General features: G+C 65.6%; 17 protein-coding genes. 7 read left to right on the top strand and 10 right to left on the bottom strand.

Features of this window, described 5'->3' with window-relative positions; genetic code table 11:
* The first annotated feature begins 35 nt into the window (after positions 1 to 35).
* The 4 genes from IFT67_RS04995 (at position 36) to IFT67_RS04980 (ending at position 4,580) form a co-directional block, all read left to right on the top strand.
* Positions 36 to 1,637, top strand: coding sequence for a carboxyl transferase domain-containing protein (locus tag IFT67_RS04995; protein WP_192145273.1), 1,602 nt, complete (start codon positions 36 to 38; stop codon positions 1,635 to 1,637).
* A 4-nt stretch (positions 1,638 to 1,641) separates the two neighbouring features.
* Positions 1,642 to 2,124, top strand: a complete 483-nt coding sequence (locus IFT67_RS04990; protein WP_192145271.1) for a nuclear transport factor 2 family protein — start codon at positions 1,642 to 1,644, stop codon at positions 2,122 to 2,124.
* Between the two features lie 159 nt (positions 2,125 to 2,283).
* Entirely contained in the window at positions 2,284 to 4,122 is a 1,839-nt protein-coding gene (locus IFT67_RS04985) for an acetyl/propionyl/methylcrotonyl-CoA carboxylase subunit alpha (protein ID WP_192145269.1), read from the top strand.
* Positions 4,122 to 4,580 carry a MaoC family dehydratase gene (locus IFT67_RS04980; protein ID WP_192145267.1) on the top strand — a complete coding sequence of 153 codons (459 nt, stop codon included), beginning with the start codon at positions 4,122 to 4,124 and terminating at the stop codon, positions 4,578 to 4,580. The genes IFT67_RS04985 and IFT67_RS04980 overlap by 1 nt, the downstream gene beginning before the upstream one ends.
* Before the next feature lie 18 nt (positions 4,581 to 4,598).
* On the opposite strand, the gene IFT67_RS04975 is transcribed toward IFT67_RS04980, so the two are convergent.
* Both IFT67_RS04975 and IFT67_RS04970 read right to left on the bottom strand, forming a co-directional pair.
* On the bottom strand, positions 4,599 to 5,966 hold the full coding sequence (locus IFT67_RS04975; protein WP_244647164.1) for a sensor histidine kinase: 1,368 nt from the start codon (positions 5,964 to 5,966) through the stop codon (positions 4,599 to 4,601).
* Entirely contained in the window at positions 5,963 to 6,631 is a 669-nt protein-coding gene (locus tag IFT67_RS04970; protein ID WP_192145265.1) for a response regulator, read from the bottom strand. The genes IFT67_RS04975 and IFT67_RS04970 overlap by 4 nt, the downstream gene beginning before the upstream one ends.
* A 112-nt stretch (positions 6,632 to 6,743) precedes the next feature.
* On the opposite strand from IFT67_RS04970, the gene IFT67_RS20400 reads away from it, so the two are divergent.
* Complete coding sequence (locus IFT67_RS20400) at positions 6,744 to 7,409, top strand: hypothetical protein (protein WP_197982904.1); 666 nt, start codon at positions 6,744 to 6,746, stop codon at positions 7,407 to 7,409.
* Between the two features lie 35 nt (positions 7,410 to 7,444).
* On the opposite strand, the gene IFT67_RS04960 is transcribed toward IFT67_RS20400, so the two are convergent.
* From IFT67_RS04960 to IFT67_RS04940, 5 genes are all read right to left on the bottom strand, one after another.
* Positions 7,445 to 7,666 carry a hypothetical protein gene (locus tag IFT67_RS04960; RefSeq protein WP_192145263.1) on the bottom strand — a complete coding sequence of 74 codons (222 nt, stop codon included), beginning with the start codon at positions 7,664 to 7,666 and terminating at the stop codon, positions 7,445 to 7,447.
* The gene (locus tag IFT67_RS04955) at positions 7,663 to 8,796 is read right to left on the bottom strand and encodes a PepSY-associated TM helix domain-containing protein (RefSeq protein ID WP_192145261.1); all 1,134 of its coding nucleotides are present in this window, start codon (positions 8,794 to 8,796) and stop codon (positions 7,663 to 7,665) included. Before IFT67_RS04955 ends, IFT67_RS04960 begins: the two co-directional genes overlap by 4 nt.
* A gap of 241 nt (positions 8,797 to 9,037) precedes the next feature.
* Entirely contained in the window at positions 9,038 to 9,931 is an 894-nt protein-coding gene (locus tag IFT67_RS04950; RefSeq protein ID WP_192145259.1) for an SDR family oxidoreductase, read from the bottom strand.
* Positions 9,932 to 9,990: 59 nt separating this feature from the next.
* Positions 9,991 to 11,610, bottom strand: a complete 1,620-nt coding sequence (locus tag IFT67_RS04945) for an OFA family MFS transporter (protein ID WP_192145257.1) — start codon at positions 11,608 to 11,610, stop codon at positions 9,991 to 9,993.
* Between the two features lie 44 nt (positions 11,611 to 11,654).
* The gene (locus IFT67_RS04940; protein ID WP_197982903.1) at positions 11,655 to 12,329 is read right to left on the bottom strand and encodes a fumarylacetoacetate hydrolase family protein; all 675 of its coding nucleotides are present in this window, start codon (positions 12,327 to 12,329) and stop codon (positions 11,655 to 11,657) included.
* Between the two features lie 107 nt (positions 12,330 to 12,436).
* Here IFT67_RS04940 and IFT67_RS04935 point away from each other — a divergent pair, with 107 nt between their 5' ends.
* Both IFT67_RS04935 and IFT67_RS04930 read left to right on the top strand, forming a co-directional pair.
* Entirely contained in the window at positions 12,437 to 13,531 is a 1,095-nt protein-coding gene (locus IFT67_RS04935) for a catalase family protein (RefSeq protein WP_192145253.1), read from the top strand.
* Position 13,532: 1 nt separating this feature from the next.
* Positions 13,533 to 14,318, top strand: coding sequence for a metallophosphoesterase family protein (locus tag IFT67_RS04930; RefSeq protein ID WP_192145251.1), 786 nt, complete (start codon positions 13,533 to 13,535; stop codon positions 14,316 to 14,318).
* A gap of 46 nt (positions 14,319 to 14,364) precedes the next feature.
* Here IFT67_RS04930 and IFT67_RS04925 read toward each other — a convergent pair whose 3' ends face one another.
* The 3 genes from IFT67_RS04925 to rpoC form a co-directional block, all read right to left on the bottom strand.
* Entirely contained in the window at positions 14,365 to 15,153 is a 789-nt protein-coding gene (locus IFT67_RS04925; RefSeq protein ID WP_192145249.1) for a hypothetical protein, read from the bottom strand.
* A 235-nt stretch (positions 15,154 to 15,388) separates the two neighbouring features.
* Positions 15,389 to 16,573 carry a glycosyltransferase family 87 protein gene (locus IFT67_RS04920; protein WP_192145247.1) on the bottom strand — a complete coding sequence of 395 codons (1,185 nt, stop codon included), beginning with the start codon at positions 16,571 to 16,573 and terminating at the stop codon, positions 15,389 to 15,391.
* 405 nt (positions 16,574 to 16,978) lie between these two features.
* Entirely contained in the window at positions 16,979 to 21,265 is a 4,287-nt protein-coding gene (rpoC, locus tag IFT67_RS04915) for a DNA-directed RNA polymerase subunit beta' (RefSeq protein ID WP_056060318.1), read from the bottom strand.
* Positions 21,266 to 21,338: the final 73 nt, after the last annotated feature.

Raw genomic sequence — 21,338 nt, 5'->3', positions numbered from 1 at the left:
TCCTCCTTCCCTCTCCCCCAAGGGGAGAGGGGCAAGTGAGGGCGGCCGTCCTGACCTCCGCGCTATCCCCCGACAGCGAAACCTTCCGCGCGAACGCGACCCACAACCGCGCGCTCGCCGAAACCCTCCGCGAAGACGTCGCCCGCACAGCCCTCGGCGGCAACGCCAAGTCCCGCGAGCGCCACACCTCGCGCGGCAAGCTCCTCCCACGCGACCGCGTCGAACGGCTGCTCGACCCCGGCTCGCCCTTCCTCGAAATCGGCCAGCTTGTCGCCAACGGCCTGTACGAGGACGAAGTCCCCGGCGCCGGCCTGATCATCGGCATAGGCCGCGTTTCCGGTCGTCAGTGCATGATCGTCTGCAACGACGCGACCGTGAAGGGTGGCACCTACTACCCGCTCACCGTCAAGAAACACCTCCGCGCGCAGGAGATCGCGCAGGAGAACCGGCTCCCCTGCATCTACCTCGTCGACAGCGGCGGCGCGAACCTGCCGCACCAGGCGGAAGTCTTCCCCGACCGCGATCATTTCGGCCGGATATTCTTCAATCAGGCCAACATGTCAGCGCTCGGCATCCCGCAGATCGCCTGCGTCATGGGCAGCTGCACCGCGGGTGGCGCGTACGTGCCCGCGATGTCCGACGAGACGATCATCGTCCGCGGGCAGGGGACGATCTTCCTCGCCGGCCCACCGCTGGTGAAGGCCGCGACCGGCGAGGTCATCTCGGCCGAGGAACTGGGCGGCGCCGACACGCATGGCCGCCGCTCGGGCGTGGTCGATCACGTCGCCGAGAATGACGAGCACGCGCTGACGATCGTCCGCGACATCGTCTCGACGCTGCAACCGCAGGCGCAGACCGCGGTGAACCTCCAGCAGCCCAAGCCGCCAAAGTTCGCTCCCGAAGAACTGTACGGCATCGTCCCAAGCGACGTCCGCGCGCCCTACGACGTCCACGAGGTCATCGCGCGCCTCGTCGACGGCAGCGAGTTCCACGAGTTCAAGGCGCTCTATGGCACCTCGCTCGTCTGCGGCTTCGCGCATATCTGGGGCATCCCCGTCGCGATCCTCGCCAACAACGGCGTGCTGTTCAGTGAAAGCGCACAGAAGGGCGCGCATTTCATCGAGCTCGCCTGCCAGCGCCGCATCCCGCTGCTGTTCCTCCAGAACATCTCCGGCTTCATGGTCGGCGGCAAATACGAGGCGGAGGGCATCGCCAAGCACGGCGCCAAGCTCGTCACCGCCGTCGCCACCGCGACCGTTCCGAAGATCACGGTATTGATCGGCGGCAGCTTCGGCGCGGGCAATTACGGCATGTGCGGCCGCGCCTATTCGCCGCGCTTCCTGTTCACCTGGCCCAACAGCCGGATCAGCGTGATGGGCGGCGAGCAGGCAGCGTCGGTCCTCGCCACCGTCCACCGCGACGCGGAAAGCTGGACGCCCGAGCAGGCCGAGGCCTTCAAGGCGCCCGTCCGCCAGAAATACGAGGACGAGGGCAACCCCTGGTACGCCACCGCGCGTCTCTGGGACGACGGCATCATCGATCCCGCCCAAACGCGAGACGTGCTTGGCCTGGCCTTCGCCGCGACGCTCAACGCTCCCATCCCCGAACGCCCCGCGTTCGGCGTGTTCAGGATGTAACCCGATGATCCTGCTGTCACTTCTCCTCGCCGCTGGTCAGATCACCCCGGTCCAACCGATCGTCAAAGGCACCGGCCTGCCGCCCGCGGCAATGACCGAAGAGGCCGGCGTCATGGTCCCGATCGACGCGCTCTTCGCCGCGCTAGCCGCCCGCGACGGGCAGGCCATCCTCGCCCAGGTCCGCCCAGACGGCGGCGCCACCGTCGCCGAGGAAAAGCCCGACGGCACGCGCTCGGTCCGCCGCACCAGCTGGACCGAGTTCGCCGCATCGATCAAACCCGGCCCCGAACGCTACGCCGAGCGCCTGACCGATCCCGCGGTCGACATCGACGGCGACATCGCGATGGTCTGGTCGCCCTACGTCTTCACGATCGACGGCAAGGTCTCGCATTGCGGCACCGATCATTTCGACATGGTCCGCGAAGCCGGCCGCTGGAAGATCGCCAACCTCACTTGGTCGAAGCGCACCACCGGCTGCGCGAACTGACATGGCCTGTCCTACACCGCCCGCATCGGCCTATGCCGAGATCGCCATGCTGAAACAGCCGATCCCGTCCGCCGAAACCCGACCCTGCGCCGCCGTTTCCAACACGAAGTATACATCGCGTGGGCGTCTACACTTTCTATACTTCACTCGGCTGAACCGATGATCGAATCGCTCCTGATCGCCAATCGCGGCGAGATCGCCTGCCGCATCATCCGCACCGCACGCGGCCTCGGGATCCGCACGATCGCGGTCTATTCGGACGCCGACGCGAACGCGCTCCACGTCCGCCAGGCCGACGAAGCCGTGCACATCGGCGCTTCTCCGGCGCGCGAAAGCTACCTCGTCGGCGACCGCATCATTGCCGCCGCGCTCGACACCGGGGCCGAGGCTATCCACCCCGGCTACGGCTTCCTGTCGGAGAACGCCGACTTCGCCCAAGCCGTGCTCGACGCCGGCCTGATCTGGGTCGGCCCCAACCCCGACAGCATCCGCGCGATGGGCCTCAAGGATGCCGCGAAACAGCGCATGATCGCCGCCGGCGTGCCCGTCACCCCCGGCTATCTCGGTGAGGACCAATCGCCCGAACGTCTGAAGGCAGAGGCCGACGCGATCGGCTATCCCGTGCTCATCAAGGCGGTCGCGGGCGGCGGCGGCAAGGGCATGCGCCGCGTCGATACGGCGGCCGAGTTCGCCGACTCCCTCGTCTCGTGCCAGCGCGAGGCGGCCTCGTCATTCGGCAACACCGACGTCCTGATCGAGAAATACATCCTCTCGCCGCGCCATATAGAAGTGCAGGTCTTCGGCGACAGCCACTGCAATGTCGTCCATTTGTTCGAACGCGACTGCTCGCTCCAGCGCCGCCACCAGAAGGTGATCGAGGAAGCTCCCGCACCCGGCATGGACGAAGCGACCCGCGAGGCCATCTGTGCCGCTGCGGTAAAGGCCGCCAAGGCGGTCGATTACGTCGGCGCCGGCACGATCGAGTTCATCGCCGACGCCAGCGAAGGCCTCCGCGCCGACCGCATCTGGTTCATGGAAATGAACACGCGACTCCAGGTCGAGCATCCGGTCACCGAAGAGATCACCGGCCAGGACCTCGTCGAATGGCAACTCCGCGTCGCGTCCGGCGAGCGCTTGCCCAAGCGGCAGGACGAACTGGCGATCGACGGCTGGGCGATGGAAGCGCGGCTCTATGCGGAAGATCCCGCCAAGGGGTTCCTGCCGTCGATCGGCACGCTCGAACGCTTCGACCTCGGCACCTCAGCGCGCGTCGATACCGGGGTAGAGCAGGGCGCTGAAATCTCGCCCTTCTACGACCCGATGATCGCCAAGGTCATCGCCTGGGGCGAAGACCGCGAGACCGCGCGCGAAGCCTTGGCGTATGCACTCGACGGCGCGGTCGTCTGGCCGGTGCGCTCCAACGCCGGGTTCCTCGTCGAGGCGCTCGACCATCCCGACTTCGTGGCGGGCACGCTCGATACCGGGCTGATCGCCCGCGAAGGCGACGCGCTCATGCCGCCGACCCATCCGACCGAAGAGGCGTTGGCCGACGCCGCCGGCGCTCTCGTATCCGCCGATCCGATCGCCGGCTTCCGCCTAAATGCCGCCCCCCGCCGCAGCGCGACGTTCCTGCTGGACGGCGAACCGGTCGAGGTCGAATTCGACGGGCAGGCCGAAACGACGTCGGCGTTCGAAGACGTCCTGATCTCCGAAGCCGGCCAGACCTGGCAGCTCAAGTCGTGGCGTGCGTCAGGTGTCGCTGCGGGCGGAGCAGCCGACGGCGCGATCCTGTCGCCAATGCCGGGCCGGATCATCGCGGTCGACGTGACAGCGGGCGATACCGTCGCGAAGGGCCAGAAGCTCGTCACGCTCGAGGCGATGAAGATGGAACACTCCCTGACCGCGCCGTTCGACGGCATAGTCGCGGACCTCAACGCAATCGAGGGCGGGCAGGTGACCGAGGGCACCATGCTCGTCCGCATCGAGAAGGATTCCTGATGGCCGGCCGCTATTTCGACGACTGGAGCATCGGCGACCGGATCGAGCACGAGATCCGCCGCACGGTGACCGAGACGGACAACCTCCTGTTCTCGACGATGACGCACAACCCGCAGCCCCTCCACCTCGATATCGAGGCGGCGAAGGCGAGCGAGTTCGGACGGATCCTCGTCAACGGCACCTTCACCTTCGCGCTCATGGTCGGGCTGTCGGTCGGCGAGACGACGCTCGGCACGCTCGTCGCCAACCTCGGCTACGACAAGCTGGTGCATCCGAAGCCTGTGTTCATCGGTGACACGATGCGCTGCGAAACCGAAGTGACCGAGCTGAAGCCCAGCAAGTCCCGCCCGAACGCAGGCATCGTCACCTTCACGCACCGGCTGATCAACCAGCGCGACGAGATCGTCTGTCAATGTCTGCGCACCGCCCTGATCGAGCGGCGCGTAGCGGCAGGATAGCGGGTAAAGGTCTCCCGTTCAGCTCCGGACAGGTAAGATCAGGCACGCGACCAGACCGCCAAGCTCGGCGGACCGGCCGAGCGTGAGTTTACCGCCGTTCAACTCGGCTAGCTCGCGCGCGATGGACAGGCCGAAGCCGTGCCCACCCTCGCTCTCGTCGAGGCGGCGGCCCGGCAGGAGCGCTTGTTCTACCCCGATCTCGTTCAGACCAGGTCCGTCATCGGCAATGGCGAGGGAGACGAAAGCGCCCTCCGCCACCGCGGTCAGCGCGATAGCGGTCGATGCATGGCGCCAGGCGTTGTCGAGCAGATTGCCGATCATCTCGTCCAGATCCTGCGGATCGATCGCGACCGTCGTCTCGTCGGCGACAGCAATCTCGATCCGGAGCGGCCGCTCGGCGTGGATACGGCGCAACACGGCGACGATGTCGGTAATCGCGGGGGCGAGCGCGGTCTGCACGCGCGCTCCGCTGCCGGCAGCGTCGGCGCGAGCGCGGCCCAGATGGTGGCGTATCCGACGATCTATCTGGTCGACCATGTCGCGAACGTCGTCGTCCGCTTTCGCCTCTGCAAGCTTCAGCGAAAGCGCGGCAAGGGGGGTCTTCAGGCCATGCGCCAGATTGGCGACATGCTGGCGGGCATGCGCGAGCCCGGCAGCGTTCTGGTCGATCAGCGCGTTCAGTTCGGTGACGAGAGGTTGTAGTTCGCCGGGCTGGTCGGCGGGGACGTGACGTTCGGTGCCGGCGCGTACCGCGGCGAGCGAGAGGCGCAGATCGCGCAGCGGTCTGAACCCGATCCGCAACTGCAAGAGCGTGGCGAGTGCCAGGCCGACCCCAAGCAGCGCGAGCGAGCCAAGCAGCGGGATCATCGCTTCACGGAGCGGCGCCTCGACGATCCGACGCGGGCCGAACGCGGCTATCGTCACGGGGCCGATCCGGGTCGTCACCGTCAGCGTTCGCGAATGGAGCCGTTCACCACGCATTCCGCGGCCTTCGCCGGGACGTGGGCCATTATTGTCGCGCCGACCGTCAAGACGTGGTGGCCCCGGCGCGATCTGGCCCGGCGCGATCCGGAGCGGCATGGCGGTGCTCCGCCAGCTGCCAGCGGGTCCTTCGACCTGCCAAGCCCACCCCGAACCGAGCTGGTCGAAACCGGGCAGGTTGACGATGCGCGTCCGGTCGAGGGTCGCATCCGGGCGGACCGCGCGTGCGAGCACCGACACCTGCGCATCGAGCCGGTCGTCGAGGCCGTGCATCACGAACCGTTCGAGGACATGGCCGATCGTCACGCCTGCGAATATCAGCGCAAGCAGCGTCGAGATCGCCGAGATCGCGAGCATGCGTCCGAACAGCGATCGGGGAATGACAGAGCGGCGGCGCATCGTCATGGCGCCGTATCCGCGGTCAGGCGATACCCACGACCGCGTACCGTCTCGATCATCTGCGGACCGATCTTCCGCCGCAGCCGGCCGATGATGACCTCGATCGAGTTCGAGTCGACGTCTGCATCGCCTTCGTAGACGCGCTCGATCAGGTCGGCGCGCTCGATCACTACTTCCCGTCTCAACATCAGCGCGGAGAGGACGCGCCATTCGAAGGCGGTGAGTTTCAGCGGCAGGCCGTTCAGCTCGAACGTGCCGAGTTGCGCATCGAACGTCAGCGGTCCGCAGGTGACTCGCGACGCGGCATGGCCGGCGGCGCGACGGACCAGTGCGCGAAGTCGCATGACGACCTCCTCGACGCGGAACGGCTTTACGACATAGTCGTCCGCGCCGGCCTTGAAGCCCTCGACCTTTTCCGACCAGCCGTCGCGGGCGGTGAGGATCAGGACGGGGAGGTCGCGTCCCGCCGCGCGCCAGTCGCGCAAGACCGACAGGCCGTCGCGCTTGGGCAGGCCGAGGTCGAGCACTGCCGCGTCGTACAGTTCGGTCGCGCCCAGATGCCCGCCGTCCTCGCCGTTGCTGGCGACGTCCACCGCGAAATGCTCGGCACGCAACGCCCGCGCCAGCCCGTCGGCGATCGCCGCATCGTCCTCGACCAATAATACCCGCATGCGTTTGTCCCTATCCCTGAGACCCCAACGGAATCTGAACGGCTTGGTTCAGCGGGCGTCGGCAGCGCGGGCCTAGACGGTGATTCGTCAACCAACGAGAGGAACGACCCAAGTGACCGACCATTCCCATACCGCCCCGAAGACGCGCTTCGACTTCCGCCGCAACCGTCTTGCGCTCGCCGCGGCCGGCCTGCTCGTCGTCGGTGGTGCAGCCGGTGCCGTCACGGTCGCCGCAACGCGCCCGAGCGTGACGATGGCACCCGCCACGCCGATCGCGATCCGCTCGCTCCAATCCGACGGGATCGTCACGATCCGCGGGCGGGTCGCCGAAAAATACGGCAACAAGTTCGTGATGGCGGATAGCACCGGCCGCGCGCTGGTCGATCTCGGACGTGACGGCGAGGGCGGCAATCTGGTTGCGGCCGGTCAGCCGGTGACGATCCAGGGCCGGTTCGAGGATGGCTTCGTCCACGCCTCGTTCCTGGTCGCGCCCGGCGGCAAGGTGACGGCGCTCGGCCCGGTCGGGGGCCCGCGGCATGGCCCGCATGGGCCTGGCCGCGATGGTCCTGATGGTCCCGGCCGAGATGGGCCAGATCGTGATGGCCCCGGCCGCGATGGTCCTGGCGGTCCGGATCGCGGTCCGGGTGCTCCCCCGCCGCCGTCAGCCGGTATAGCACCGCCTCCGTCGACGGCGAATGGTGCAATCGCTCCGGCGCCAGTTGCTCCAGCGGGGACGCCGGCGACTGCACCCGCCCGGCAGGCCACGCCAGCGACCTGACATCAGCGCGGGGCCGGTATCATGCCGGCCCCGCGTTATCGGCGTATCGGTGCGGTCCGGAGCTGTTGGCGGCGCAGCACTGGTTCGGGCGGGCGGACCCAGTAACGGCCGGTCACGACCAGCGGCAGCGCGAGCAGCAGGCCTGCGCCGACATCCCAGACGCCGTCACCGATCAGGCCTGCCGCGAGCCCCGCGACGGTCGACACGCCGAGCAGGATCGGCAACGCGAAGATCTGGCCGTTGGTCTTGTGGGTCATGCGATTTCTCCCGCCATCACGACTTCGCGGACGCGCTGGTCGCTCGGACCACCGCGACGACGCAGCCAAAGATACAGCCCGCTGCCGAGCACGATGATCGTCAATATGTCGAAGAGCGCCCAGACGATCTTCATCGCGAGGCCGCCGTAGTTCCCGAAATGCAGCGGCTGCGCGAGCAGCATCGCCTGCATGTACCACGGCATCGGCACGACCGCGTCGAGCCGTCCGGTCGCGGCATCGACGAAGCCGGGCAGCAACATCTTCGACGTCAGCGGCGTCGCGCCCTTCAGGAAGACGGCGTAATGATGATGGCTGCTGAAGACGACGCCGGGGAAGGCGATGAACTGCGGCTTCATCTCGGGTGCCTCGCGCTGCACGGCGTCGAGCGCGGCCTGGACCGAGGCGCGCTGGGCGGGCAATGGTGTCCGTGCCTCGCTGGCGATGATCTCGGCGAGGCCGTTCGCCTTCCAGATACCGGTGATCGGCACGACGAAGGTGTTGATCGTGCCCGTCACGCCAACGACGCTCGCCCAGGCGAGCGTGACGATGCCGAGCAGATTATGGCGATCGAGCCAGCCGAGCCGCTTGCTGCGCCCGCGGCGTAATGTGCCGAACTCGAGCTTGGCCATGAACGGGGCGTAGAGCACGACGCCCGAGACGATCGCGGCGAAGAACAGCAGGCCCATCACGCCCAGGAAGATTTCCGCCCAGAAGCCGAGGAACATGTCGGTGTGGAGCTTCAGGATGAACGCCATCACGCCAGGGACATAAGGGGGCATCTTGGAACCGGTGCGCGCGTCGAACGCGAGGAAATGCATCGCTGCGGGGGCGGCATCGGCCGTCGGGCCGGTCGTCACGTAGACGATGGGGCGCTCGTCGTCGAAGCTGACGTAGAGCGGAATTTCGCCAGGGGCGGCCTTCGCCGCTCTGGCCAGAATGGCATCGAGCGACAGCGATGGCGTGGTTGCTGGCAGCGTCGCCATCGGCGCTGGCGGGTCGAGCCAGCCGTCGATTTCCTCGTCGAAGATCAGCGGCAGGCCGGTCACGCAGAGCATCAGCAGGAACGCGGTGCAGATCAGGCTCGTCCATTTGTGGACGAGATACCAGGTCTTGATCGTGCCGCGGGTCATGCGCGGGGCGCGGTCTTGCCGAGGGGTATGATTTGCTGGGCGGTCACCAGCGCACAGGTACAGATTTGATAACGATGTGCAATAGCGGGATTGAGCGGGCCTCTTAGCTATCCTCCCCCGTCAGGGGGAGGTGGCACCGAAGGTGTCGGAGGGGGAGGAACGCGCAACGACCGTGATCCTTGCCTCCCCCTCCGTCTGGCAAGGGCCAGCCACCTCCCCCTGGCGGGGGAGGATTAGAGGGTCAGGCTACCCCAGCGCCGCCGGTAACGCCGTAGACTTCACCCGTGATATAGCTGCCCTCCTGCGAGGCCAGCAGCACATATACCGGCGCGATCTCCACAGGCTGGCCCGGACGGCCGAAATGGCTCTTCGATCCGAACGTCTCGACCGACTCCTGCGGCTGGCCACCGCTGGGCTGCAACACCGTCCAGAACGGCCCCGGCGCGACGACGTTGGCGCGGATGCCCTTCTCGATCAGCTGCTTGGCGAGACCCTTGGTATACGCGACGATAGCCGCCTTGGTGGTCGCATAATCGAGCAGATTGTCCGACGGATCATAGCCCTGCACCGACGCTGTCGTGACCACCGCCGCGCCGACGGGGAGATGCGGGACGGCTGCTCGCACGAACCAGTGCAAGGCATAGACGTTGGTCTTCATCGTCTGGTCGAAATCGTCGGTCGAGATGTCGGCCACGGTCGGCCGCGTCTGCTGGCGCCCGGCGTTGACGACCAGCACGTCGAGGCCGCCGAACGCATCCACCGTCTGCTGGACTGCGGCGCGACAGAACGACTCGTCCTTCACGTCGCCCGGCAGCGCGAGGGCCTTGCGCCCCTCAGCCTCGATCAGCGCGACGACTTCCTTCGCATCGGCCTCTTCGGCGGGGAGATAGACGATCGCGACATCGGCGCCTTCGCGCGCATAGGCGATCGCCGCGGCACGGCCGATGCCGCTGTCGCCGCCGGTGATGAGCGCTTTGCGCCCCGCCAGCTTGCCCGAGCCCGTGTAGCTGGTCTCGCCGTGATCGGGCTTCGGGTCCATCTTCGACGCGATCCCCGGTGCTTCCTGCGGCTGTTGCGGGAAGGGGGGCTGCGGATATTGCGTACGCGGATCCTGTATCGTGAGCCGGTCGGCCATGGGGTGCTCCTGTGTCGAATGAACAGGGGCAACCCATGCCGGCGCGGATAGGTTGCGTCCTATTTGAGCAGGATCAACGCCTTCGACAGCGTCATGTAGATCCCCCAGAGGATCGGCAGCCCGACTGCCAGCCATGCGAACACGACGATCGGCGAGGTTCCGGTTGCCGCAGCAGCCGTACCGCCGGCCACCGTTTCGACCGCGATCGGCCGGTCATCCGCCGCCATGTGGAACTTGGCAGCTACCGGCCGGACGAACAGGTTCGCGACGAACCCCGCAACTAGCATCGCCGCCAGCACCAGAAAGATCGGCGGGTAGATATCGCTGCGAGGCACGCCCGCCGCGATCGCTCGGTCACGCATGTTCGCGACGAGTAATGGCCCGACCACGCCCGCGGTCGACCAGGCGGTCAGCAACCGGCCGTGGATCGCGCCGACATACTTGGTCCCGAACAGATCGGCGAGATACGCAGGCGCCGTCGCGAACCCGCCGCCGTACATCGAGGCGAGGATGCAGAAGACCAGGATGAACAGGCCCAGCGTGGTGCCCGCCAGCGCCGGCGCGGCGAAACCGTAGAGCACCGCGCCTGCCGCGAGGATCGTCGCGAACAAGGGTTTGCGGCCGATCCGATCGGACAACCAGGCCCAGAAGAACCGCCCACCGATGTTGAACAGGCTGATAGCCCCGACGAAGCCTGCGCCGACCGCCGCCGCCGACTTCTTCTGGTCGTCGTCGAACGCGGTGAACAACACCGAGGGGGCGTCGATCAGGCGGCCGCCGAACAGCTCCTGCAACATCGGCGAGGCGATACCGATGATCCCGATCGAGGCGGAGACGTTGAAGAACAGCACCAGCCACACCAGCCAGAATTGCGGCGTGCGGTGCGCATCCGACAGTGCCACGTTGAAGCGGCTGATCGAGGCCTTGGCACTCGTCGGCGCGGTCCAGCCGGCGGGCGCCCAGCCCTCGGCGGGGACGCGGTAGCCGATCGCGCCGGCCATCATGAACACGAAGTAGACGCAGGCCAGTACCAGGAACGTCTGCCACACGCCGACGCCTGCGGGGCTAGCGAAATGCTTCATCAACAGGTCGGCGAGCGGTCCGCCGATCATCGCGCCGCCGCCAAAGCCCATGATCGCCATGCCGGTCGCCATCCCGCGCCGGTCGGGAAACCATTTGATCAGCGTCGAAACGGGCGAGATGTAGCCGAGGCCAAGCCCGATCCCGCCGATCACGCCCGAGCCGAGCCAGATCAGCCAGAGCTGATGCGTGGAAATGCCGATCGCGGCGATACCCATGCCGCCACACCAGCAGAACGCGGCGACCACACCGGCTTTCCGGGGGCCGGCGCGTTCGAGCCAGCCGCCCCAGATCGCCGCGGCGGCGCCGAGTACGACGAAGAACAGCGTGTACGTCCAGACGAGGTCGCTGACCCGCCAGTCGCAGGTCGTGGTGGTCAGCGCGCCGAGCAGCGAGAGATTGGGGCAGGCGACCGGATCGGTGATCCCGATCGCGCGCGACAGCGGCAACCAGAACACGCTGAACCCGTACGCCATGCCGATGCACAGGTGGATCGCGAGTGCGCAGGGCGGCACCAGCCAGCGATTGAAGCCGGGTGCGGCGACGGTTCGGGCCCTGCTGAGAAAGCCCTCCGCGCCCAGGTCTCTCGTGTCCGGCATGCAACCCCCTGTTTAGTATCGTTTATGCGCCTGACGATGGGCGATCACGCGGCGAATGTCACCTCCAGTGTTTCGAACCCGTCGATCGTCGCGCGCACGGTCTGCCCGCGCTGGATCGGTCCGACACCGGCGGGGGTACCGGTGAAGATCAAATCGCCCGGCGCCAGCTCGACGAAGGTGGACAGCGTCGCGATGATCTCGGGCACGCTCCAGATCATCATCGACAGGTCGCCGGACTGACGTGTCTCGCCGTCGATCGCGAGTGCGATGCTGCCCTTGGTTGCGGGCACGCCCGGCGTGAGCGCGCCGATGGGGGCGGAGCGATCGAAGCCCTTCGCCATGTCCCACGGGCGCCCGGCATTCTTCGCCGCCGCCTGGAGGTCGCGGCGCGTCAGGTCGATGCCGATGCCAGCCCCGAAGATCGTCGCAGCGGCGTCCTCGACCGCAATATCCTTGCCGCCCTTACCAAGCGCGATCACCAACTCGACTTCGTGATGCAGGTCTTCGGTCTTGGGCGGGAAGGGTAGCGTGCTGCCGTTCGCAACGACCGCGTCGGCGGGTTTCGAGAAGAAGAACGGTTCCTGTCGGTCGGGGTCGGAGCCCATCTCGTGGGCGTGGTCGGCATAGTTCTGGCCGACGCAGAAGATGCGGCGAACGGGAAAGCGGTCGGTGGTGCCGGCGATCGCGACGGTCGGCGCGGTGACGTGTGGGATGTGCATGATGGCTCCTTTGGCGGCCTTCATCACGCGTTGGCGCCCGGTTTGCAACGAAAGCGGAACGTCCGCCGGGGCAACGGGTTACCGATGCGTACCCCGAGGAGATATGCATGCCCAGCAACCCGCCCGTCCGTTTCGATCCGTCCGTGGAGACGATCGCGTCCGACGAGCAGGATACGTTGCAGGGCCTCAAGGACTCGTTCCAGGATATTCTGGAGACCACGTCGCAGGATTACGGCCACGCGGTCCGCTCGGTGCATGCCAAGGCGCACGGCATCGCGCGCGGGACATTCACGATCGCCGATAATCTCCCGCCCGAACTCGCACAGGGTATCTTTGCGACGCCCGGCGCGCACGAGGCGATCATCCGCATCTCGACCAACGCGGGCGATATTCTCGACGACAGCATCAGCCTGCCGCGCGGTCTCGCGCTGAAGATCCTGGACGTCGACGGCGCGCGGCTGCCGGGGTCGGAAGGCGATACGACGCAGGACTTCATCATGGTCAACGGCCCGGCGTTTGCCGCGCCCGATGCCAAGTCGTTCGCCAAGAACCTCAAACTCCTGTCGAAGACGACCGATCGGTTCGAGGGCGTGAAGAAGGCGATGTCGGCGACCTTCCGCGTGGTCGAGTCGGCGCTCGAAGCGGTCGGCGCTCAGTCCACGACGCTGTCCCGGCTCGGCGGCGCAAAGCCCGTCCATCCGCTCGGCGAGACCTATTATTCGCAGACGCCATTCCGCCACGGCGACTATATCGCGAAGGTCGCGCTGTTCCCTGTTTCGCCCGGGATCACGCGTCTGACGGGCGACACCGTGAACGTCTCGGCACGGCCGGATGCCTTGCGCGAAGTCGTCGGCGAAGAGATGATCGAGCATGGCGGCACCTGGGAATTCCGCGTCCAGCTCAACACGGACCTTGATGCGATGCCGATCGAGGATGCCTCCGCGGTCTGGGGCGAGGAGCAGAGCCCGTTCGTGACCGTCGCATCGCTGGAAATCCCGCCGCAGCTTTCGTGGGAGCACGGGGTGACGGATCGGACCGATGACGCGCTGTCGTACAGCATCTGGCACGGCATCACCGCGCATCAGCCGCTCGGTGGCGTGAATCGCGCGCGCAAGGAAACGTACAAGCAGTCGGCGGACTTCCGTGGTCAGTTCAACGGATGCCCGATGCACGAGCCCGCCAAGCTGTCCGAAATTGTCTGAGATGATAGAAACGGGGCGCGCCGGCTTGAAGCTGTTCCACGTCAGCGACGTGCATTTCGGCGCGGAGGACCCGGCGGCGATCGCCTGGTTCTCCGAGCGTGTCGCGGAGGAAAAGCCCGACGCGGTCATCATGACCGGCGACTTGACGATGCGTGCGACGAAGGACGAGTTCCAGCAGGGCGGCGACTGGCTGCGGTCGCTCGGCGTGCCGGTGACGCTCGAGGTCGGCAATCACGACATCCCCTATTACTGGGATCCATTCCGCCGGCTGTTCGCGCCGTACCAGCGCTACGCAGCGGTCGAGCAGATGATCGAGAAGCCGTTGGAGCTTCCCGGCGTGACCGTCGTTCCGCTCAAGACGACGGCGCGGGCGCAGTGGCGCTGGAACTGGTCGAAGGGCCGCGTCAGCCCCGGATCGCTCAAGCGCGCGCTGGCGATGATCGCGGACGTGCCGAAGGGCAATCTGATCCTCATCGGTGCGCATCACCCGCTGATCGAGGGCGGCACCATGGGCACGGCGAAGACACGTCATGGCGACGAGGCACTGACGGCACTGGCTGAGGCCGGCGCGCACGCGGTGTTGTCGGGCCACGTCCACGACCCGTTCGACGTGCCGGTCGAGCGGGCCGGGCGGATCATCCGCATGATCGGTGCTGGCACGCTATCGAAGCGGACGCGTGGCAGCCCGCCTGCGTTCAACGAGATCCGCGTCGAGGGGGGGCAGTTCGAGACGTTGGCGCGGACGCTGTCGGACGAGGCCAAGCACTCGATTACGAGCGAGATCTGACCGAGGCTTTTATCCTCCCCCTGGCGGGGGAGGATCACAAGCCTGCCTAGTCCGGTGCTTTCCCGGAATTGAACTCGATATCGATCTCCACCCAACCGCCGAGGATCTGCTTCCCGCCGACGCGCGGTGGACGGACGCGGAACTGCCACGCAGCCTGCCGCATGGCGCGGGCCAGCCCCGAACCGACCGGCGACTCGCTCAGCGCACGGCAATTCTCGACCTGATAGTTCGCGATCATCCGGCAGGCGATCTTCGCCCAGCTGTTCGGCGGCGGGGCGCTTTTCAGATAGCCGTTGAGCTCGGCATCGGTCGGTCGGCGATACCATTCGACCTTGTACAACCGCTCGCCACCCGGGCCTTCGCCAGGACCATAGGCCGAACCACTGTCCTTACCCTTGCCCGACCCGCTACCACCGTCCCCGCCGGCAAGCTGGTCGTCGGGGTGCGACGGCATCTTCGAGATATCGGCCGCATCGAACATCTCCATCCCGCCAAGCATCTTGATCGGCAACGGTGGTGGCGATGTCGGTGGGGCAGGAGGCGCCTGTGCGGACGGGACCCTCGGTGCCGCGCGCTGCGGCGAACCACCGCTCGCACGCTTCTGCTTGGTCGGCGACGGCGTACGCTTCTGGGGCGTAGGCGCAGTTTGATCCGGGGCAATCTGGAACGTGACCGGCTCGCGGCGCTCCTCAGGCTTGACGACGGCGGAAGGCGCCAGTCGCAACAGCAACAGCAGAATGAAGAAATGCGCGATGACGGTCAGCATGAAGGCGCCGCTGCGCCGCCGCGTCGAACCGCGCGTCTCGATAGACGAAGGATGGTACGCCGACCGCATCGGCTGTTCGCCTAGCCGTGGTACGCGTCGCCCGCAACCGCCCGCAGACCCATGACGAAGAGTTCGTCAGCTACAATAACCGGACTCTTGCCTCGAACCGTTCGTACGAGATCGGGGCGCGGGGCGGGACGCAATTAAGCGGGCGCCAAGGTCAGTTGATATGCTTTTCTGTATGCGCGTACGTATGACGAACTCAGGCTTGCAACGGAGGTCTGGCTCGACGGTCGTCGTTCGATCAAGACGCCGGCTGCGCCGTAAAACGGGCGGCCCGTACACATGCAGCGAATACGGTAATCAGTAAAAATGGGGCAACGGGCACGCCGAAGTGCAGGGCAAGATTCCTTGCTCCGATCGGTAGCAGATAGGCCGCGACGAGAATGGCCTTCTCCCATGACAGAAAGCCGCGCCGCAGCCCTTCAGTGAATAGCCATGCGAGCGGGAACGCTAGGATCGTCAGATCGTAGTCGAGAAAGAAGGGGCTCATCAATGTCGAGGCAGCAACGCACAACGCCGCGTGGGCATTCGGTGAGGCGTTTCGCTGCCTTACACTGCCACCAAGAGCAAAAGCTGCCCCAATCGCGATCAGCCCCTGTCCCGCATAGGCCAACGTAGCCCCGCCACCCAGAACCTTTACGGCGGCAAACGCGCTGACCATTTTTCCAGGCTCGACCAAGCCCGCTTCCATGATGTCCCGAGCGGTCTGCCCGCCGGAAAGGAAGCCTGACCACGCACCCGCGCCCAGAACTAGCCACGAGACTACGCAGAACAGTAGCGCTGCCACGGTCCCGGCGATCGCGACCCGCCACCGCCCACTGGCAAGGACGAGCACCGGAATAGCAAAGGCCATTTGCGGCTTGATCACGAGCAGACCAAGCAAGGTGCCGGCGATCCAGGGACGACGGTCGAGCAGCCATAGACCACCACCGAGGAGCGCTCCGGTCAGAAAGCCATTCTGGCCATGGCCAGCGTTGATGAGGACGGCCGGGAACGCGAGTATCGTCATCGTTGCCCCGCGCGCGGCAACGGGTTGCGTGACAAGCCAATGATGAACGACGATCCCATAGGCAAGACCGGTCGACACGATCCACAGCGCTAGCGATATAAAATACGGCGCAAGGCCTAGTGGCATGCACAGCAACAGGAAGGGCGGAGGATATAGGAAAGACGACAGGCCGGGGTCGACCGGCATCGCGGCCACTTCCACTGCATAGATCCGGGCCAGATCGTAGGCAGCGGCCGCCTGGTGGTTTAGTGCTAGTTGTGATGCGGACCAAAAGGCGAGGAAGTCGGTGCCTAACGGCTTTCCCATGCGATCAATGCCCTGCTGAGATGTCAGGATCATACCGATCGCAACAATGGCCGACATTAGTAGCATGATCCTGCGATATCCGATCAAGCGCGTTCGCGTGAGCCAGTTCATCTCTCGTAGTGCGTCAATTGCGGAGGAAACGAATTGCAAGATATGGCCCCACATTGCTTGGTGTAGCGCCGAAGCCTTCGTTGGTCGCGCTCCGCTGGGAATGTTAGGTGGTGGTGGTTAAACAGCGATTAGCGATCACGTGAATACCGATCAACGCAGCTAATTGACCCTCAGCGACGCACGGTCTTCCAACAGCTCGGCCAGGAATGCGCGTTCGACACTACCGTCTGTGCAATAGAGCCGTTGTCCGCCATCGACCTTGCTATGCCCAGATACCGTTCCGCACCATGATCTACTGTATCTTGCCACTGCGTCCTCACGCCCCAAAACGAAAAAGGCCGCCGCCCGGTGTCCCGGACGGCGGCCTTTCCCTTAGTCAGCGCCGAAGGCGTCTGACGAAACCGATTACTCGGTCTCGTTCAGATACTCGCCGGCATCCGCGTCGGTGCCGGTGCCCGAGGTGACGACCGCTGCGAGCGGATCCTCACCCGTGCCGCCTGCATCACGCGGCGAGCGCGCGAGTTCGGCGGCGTGCTCGTCGGCAGCCGACATCGGTGCCACGATCGACACCTCCGCCATCTTGCGCTGCTGGACGCGCATCGCAGCGTCGCGGCTGTTGGCCACGACACGCAGGCGGTTGAGGCCTGCACCGGTGCCTGCCGGGATGAGCCGGCCGACGATCACGTTCTCCTTCAGGCCCATCAGCATGTCCTGCTTACCCTGGACCGCTGCCTCGGTGAGGACGCGGGTGGTCTCCTGGAACGATGCCGCCGAGATGAAGCTGCGGGTCTGCAGCGACGCCTTGGTGATGCCGAGCAGAATGGGCTTGCCCTGTGCGCGGGTCTGCTTCTTCTCGAGCTTCTCGTTGGTCGCGTCCATTTCCTCGCGATCGACCTGCTCGCCCTTCAGCAGCGTGGTGTCGCCGCCGTCGGTGATCTCGACCTTCTGCAGCATCTGACGAACGATCGTCTCGATGTGCTTGTCGTTGATCTTCACGCCCTGGAGACGATAGACCTCCTGGATTTCCGACACGAGATACTCGGCGAGGGGTTCGATACCCATCGTCTCGAGAATGTCGTGCGGATCGGGCGAGCCGCCGATCAGGTTATCGCCGCGCTTGACGTAATCGCCTTCCTGGACGTCGATCACCTTCGACTTCGGCACCAGATACTCGACGACGTCGCCGCCATCCTCAGGCTGGATGCCGATCTTGCGCTTCGCCTTGTAGTCCTTGCCGAACACGACACGGCCCGAGATCTTGGCGATGATCGCCGAGTCCTTGGGGATGCGTGCCTCGAACAGCTCGGCAACACGCGGCAGACCACCGGTGATGTCGCGCGTCTTGGCGCTCTCGCGGCTGACACGGGCCACGACGTCGCCGCCGAACACCTGTGCGCCATCCTCGACCGACAAGGTCGCGCCGATCGCCAGCATGTAACGACCGGTCTCGCCCGACGTCTCGTCGAGCAGGGTCATGCGCGGACGCAGATCCTCCTTCGACTTGGTCGCCGCACGATATTCGATCACGACGCGCTGGGCGATACCCGTGGCTTCGTCGGTCTGCTCGGTGAGCGTCTTGCCCTCGATCAGGTCGACATACTTGATCGTGCCCGGGTTCTCCGTGATCACCGGCATGGTGAACGGATCCCACTCGGCCATCCGATCGCCGCGCGACACGATGTGACCATCGTCGAACAGCACGTACGCACCGTAGGGGATGCGGTCGACCGAGAGCTCGCGGCCGTCCATGTCGACGATCGCGATTTCACCCGAGCGGCTGAGCACCACGCGACGGCCACGCTGGTCGACGATGATACGCAGATCGCGGAACTGCACCGTACCGTCGGCATGCGCCTCGAGGTTCGATGTTTCGTTGAGCTGCGCCGCACCACCGATGTGGAACGTACGCATCGTCAGCTGCGTGCCCGGCTCACCGATCGACTGCGCGGCGATGACGCCGACAGCTTCACCGATGTTAACCGGCGTACCGCGGGCGAGATCGCGCCCGTAGCACTTGCCGCAGACGCCGATCTTCGATTCGCAGACCAGCGGGCTGCGAATCTTGCACGACTGCGTACCGAGGCCTTCGATCGTCGTGATCATCGGCTCGTCGAGCAGCGTGCCCGACGGGATGACGACCTTGCCGGTCTTCGGATCGACGATGTCCTCCGCGGTCGTACGACCGAGGATGCGCTCGCCGAGGCTTGCGATCGTCGAACCACCCTGAAGAATGGCCTTCATCTCCAGAGCGCGCGTGGTGCCGCAATCCGGTTCGATGATGACGCAATCCTGCGACACGTCGACCAGACGACGCGTCAGGTAACCCGAGTTCGCCGTCTTCAACGCCGTATCCGCGAGGCCCTTGCGAGCGCCGTGGGTCGAGTTGAAGTATTCGAGGACGGTCAGGCCTTCCTTGAAGTTCGAGATGATCGGCGTTTCGATGATCTCGCCCGATGGCTTGGCCATCAGGCCGCGCATGCCGGCAAGCTGCTTGATCTGCGCCTGCGAACCACGAGCACCCGAGTGGGCCATCATGTAGATCGAGTTGATCGGCTTTTCACGGCCGGTCTCCTCGTCGACCTTCACCGCACGGATCTCGTCCATCATGGCGTTCGCGACCTGGTCGCCGCAACGACTCCAGGCGTCGATCACCTTGTTGTACTTCTCCTGCTGCGTGATCAGGCCGTCCTGATACTGCTGCTCGAAGTCCTTCACGAGCGCCTTGGTGTCGTCGACCAGACCAACCTTGGCGTCCGGAATGATCATGTCGTCCTTGCCGAACGAGATGCCGGCGCGGAATGCGTGGCGGAAGCCGAGCGACATGATCGCGTCGGCGAACAGCACGGTCTCCTTCTGGCCGGTGTGACGATAGACCTCGTCGATCACGTCGCCCACGTCCTTCTTGGTGAGGAGGCGGTTGACGGTGTCGAACGGCACCTTGTGGCTATGCGGCAGGCACTCGCCCAGCAGCATGCGGCCCGGGGTCGTCTCGTACCGCTTGAGGTACTGCTTGCCCTTCTCGTCGGTCTGCGGAACGCGGCTGATGACCTTGGTGTGCAGCGTGACCGCCTGAGCGTTCAGCGCCTGGTGCACTTCGGCCATGTCACCGAGCAGCATCCCCTGGCCCGGCTCGTTCTCCTTCATCATCGACAGATAATAGAGGCCGAGGACCATGTCCTGCGACGGAACGATGATCGGCTTGCCGTTGGCAGGCGACAGGATGTTGTTCGTCGACATCATCAGGACGCGTGCTTCGAGCTGGGCCTCGAGGCTCAGCGGGACGTGCACGGCCATCTGATCGCCGTCGAAATCGGCGTTGAACGCGGAGCAGACCAGCGGGTGAAGCTGGATCGCCTTGCCCTCGATCAGAACCGGCTCGAATGCCTGGATGCCGAGACGGTGAAGCGTCGGCGCACGGTTCAGCATGACCGGATGCTCGCGGATCACCTCGTCCAGGATATCCCAGACTTCCTTGCGCTCCTTCTCGACCCACTTCTTCGCCTGCTTCAGGGTCATCGACAGACCCTTCGCATCGAGACGTGCGTAGATGAACGGCTTGAACAGCTCGAGCGCCATCTTCTTCGGCAGGCCGCACTGGTGTAGCTTTAGCTCAGGCCCGGTCACGATGACCGAACGACCCGAATAGTCGACGCGCTTGCCGAGCAGATTCTGACGGAAGCGGCCCTGCTTGCCCTTGAGCATGTCGGACAGCGACTTCAGCGGACGCTTGTTGGCACCCGTGATCGTGCGACCGCGGCGACCGTTATCGAACAGTGCGTCGACGGCCTCCTGGAGCATGCGCTTCTCGTTGCGGACGATGATGTCCGGCGCACGAAGCTCCATCAGGCGCTTCAGGCGGTTGTTGCGGTTGATCACGCGGCGATACAGATCGTTCAGATCCGACGTCGCGAAACGACCACCGTCCAGCGGCACCAGCGGGCGCAGCTCGGGCGGGATGACCGGAACGACTTCGAGGATCATCCACTCGGGGCGATTGCCCGAATCGATGAAGCTCTCGACGACCTTCAGGCGCTTGATGATCTTCTTGGGCTTCAGCTCGGACTTGGTGACCGCGAGCTCTTCGAGCAGCGCGGTGCGCTCACCGACGAGATCGAGCGATTCGAGCATGATGCGGACCGCTTCGGCGCCAATACCGGCCGAGAACGCGTCCTCGCCATACTGGTCCTGCGCGTCGAGGAGCTCGTCCTCGGTCATCAGCTGGTACTTCTCGAGCGGGGTCAGGCCCGGCTCGATCACGATGTACGCCTCGAAGTACAGCACGCGCTCGAGCTGCTTGAGCTGCATGTCGAGCAGCAGGCCGATGCGCGACGGCAGCGACTTCAGGAACCAGATATGCGCGACCGGGGCGGCGAGCTCGATATGGCCCATCCGCTCGCGGCGGACCTTCGAGACGGTAACCTCGACGCCGCACTTCTCGCAGACGATGCCCTTGTACTTCATGCGCTTGTACTTGCCGCACAGGCACTCGTAATCCTTGATCGGACCGAAGATGCGCGCGCAGAACAGGCCGTCACGCTCGGGCTTGAACGTGCGATAGTTGATGGTCTCGGGCTTCTTGATCTCGCCGAACGACCACGAACGAATCTTGTCCGGGGACGCGATGCCGATCTGGATCTGGTCGAACGTCTCGGTCTTGGCGACCGGATTGGCGAAGGGGGTCATCTCGTTCATATATTGATCCTTCCAACTCCCCTCCCGCAAGCGGGAGGGGAAGGGGCCCAAGCTCTCGCTTGGGAAGGGGTGG

This window comes from Sphingomonas sp. CFBP 13728 (assembly GCF_014841895.1).
Taxonomy (GTDB): domain Bacteria; phylum Pseudomonadota; class Alphaproteobacteria; order Sphingomonadales; family Sphingomonadaceae; genus Sphingomonas.
The sequence above is the reverse complement of the archived record's forward strand: the minus strand, read 5'-3'. Positions and strand labels throughout refer to the sequence as shown.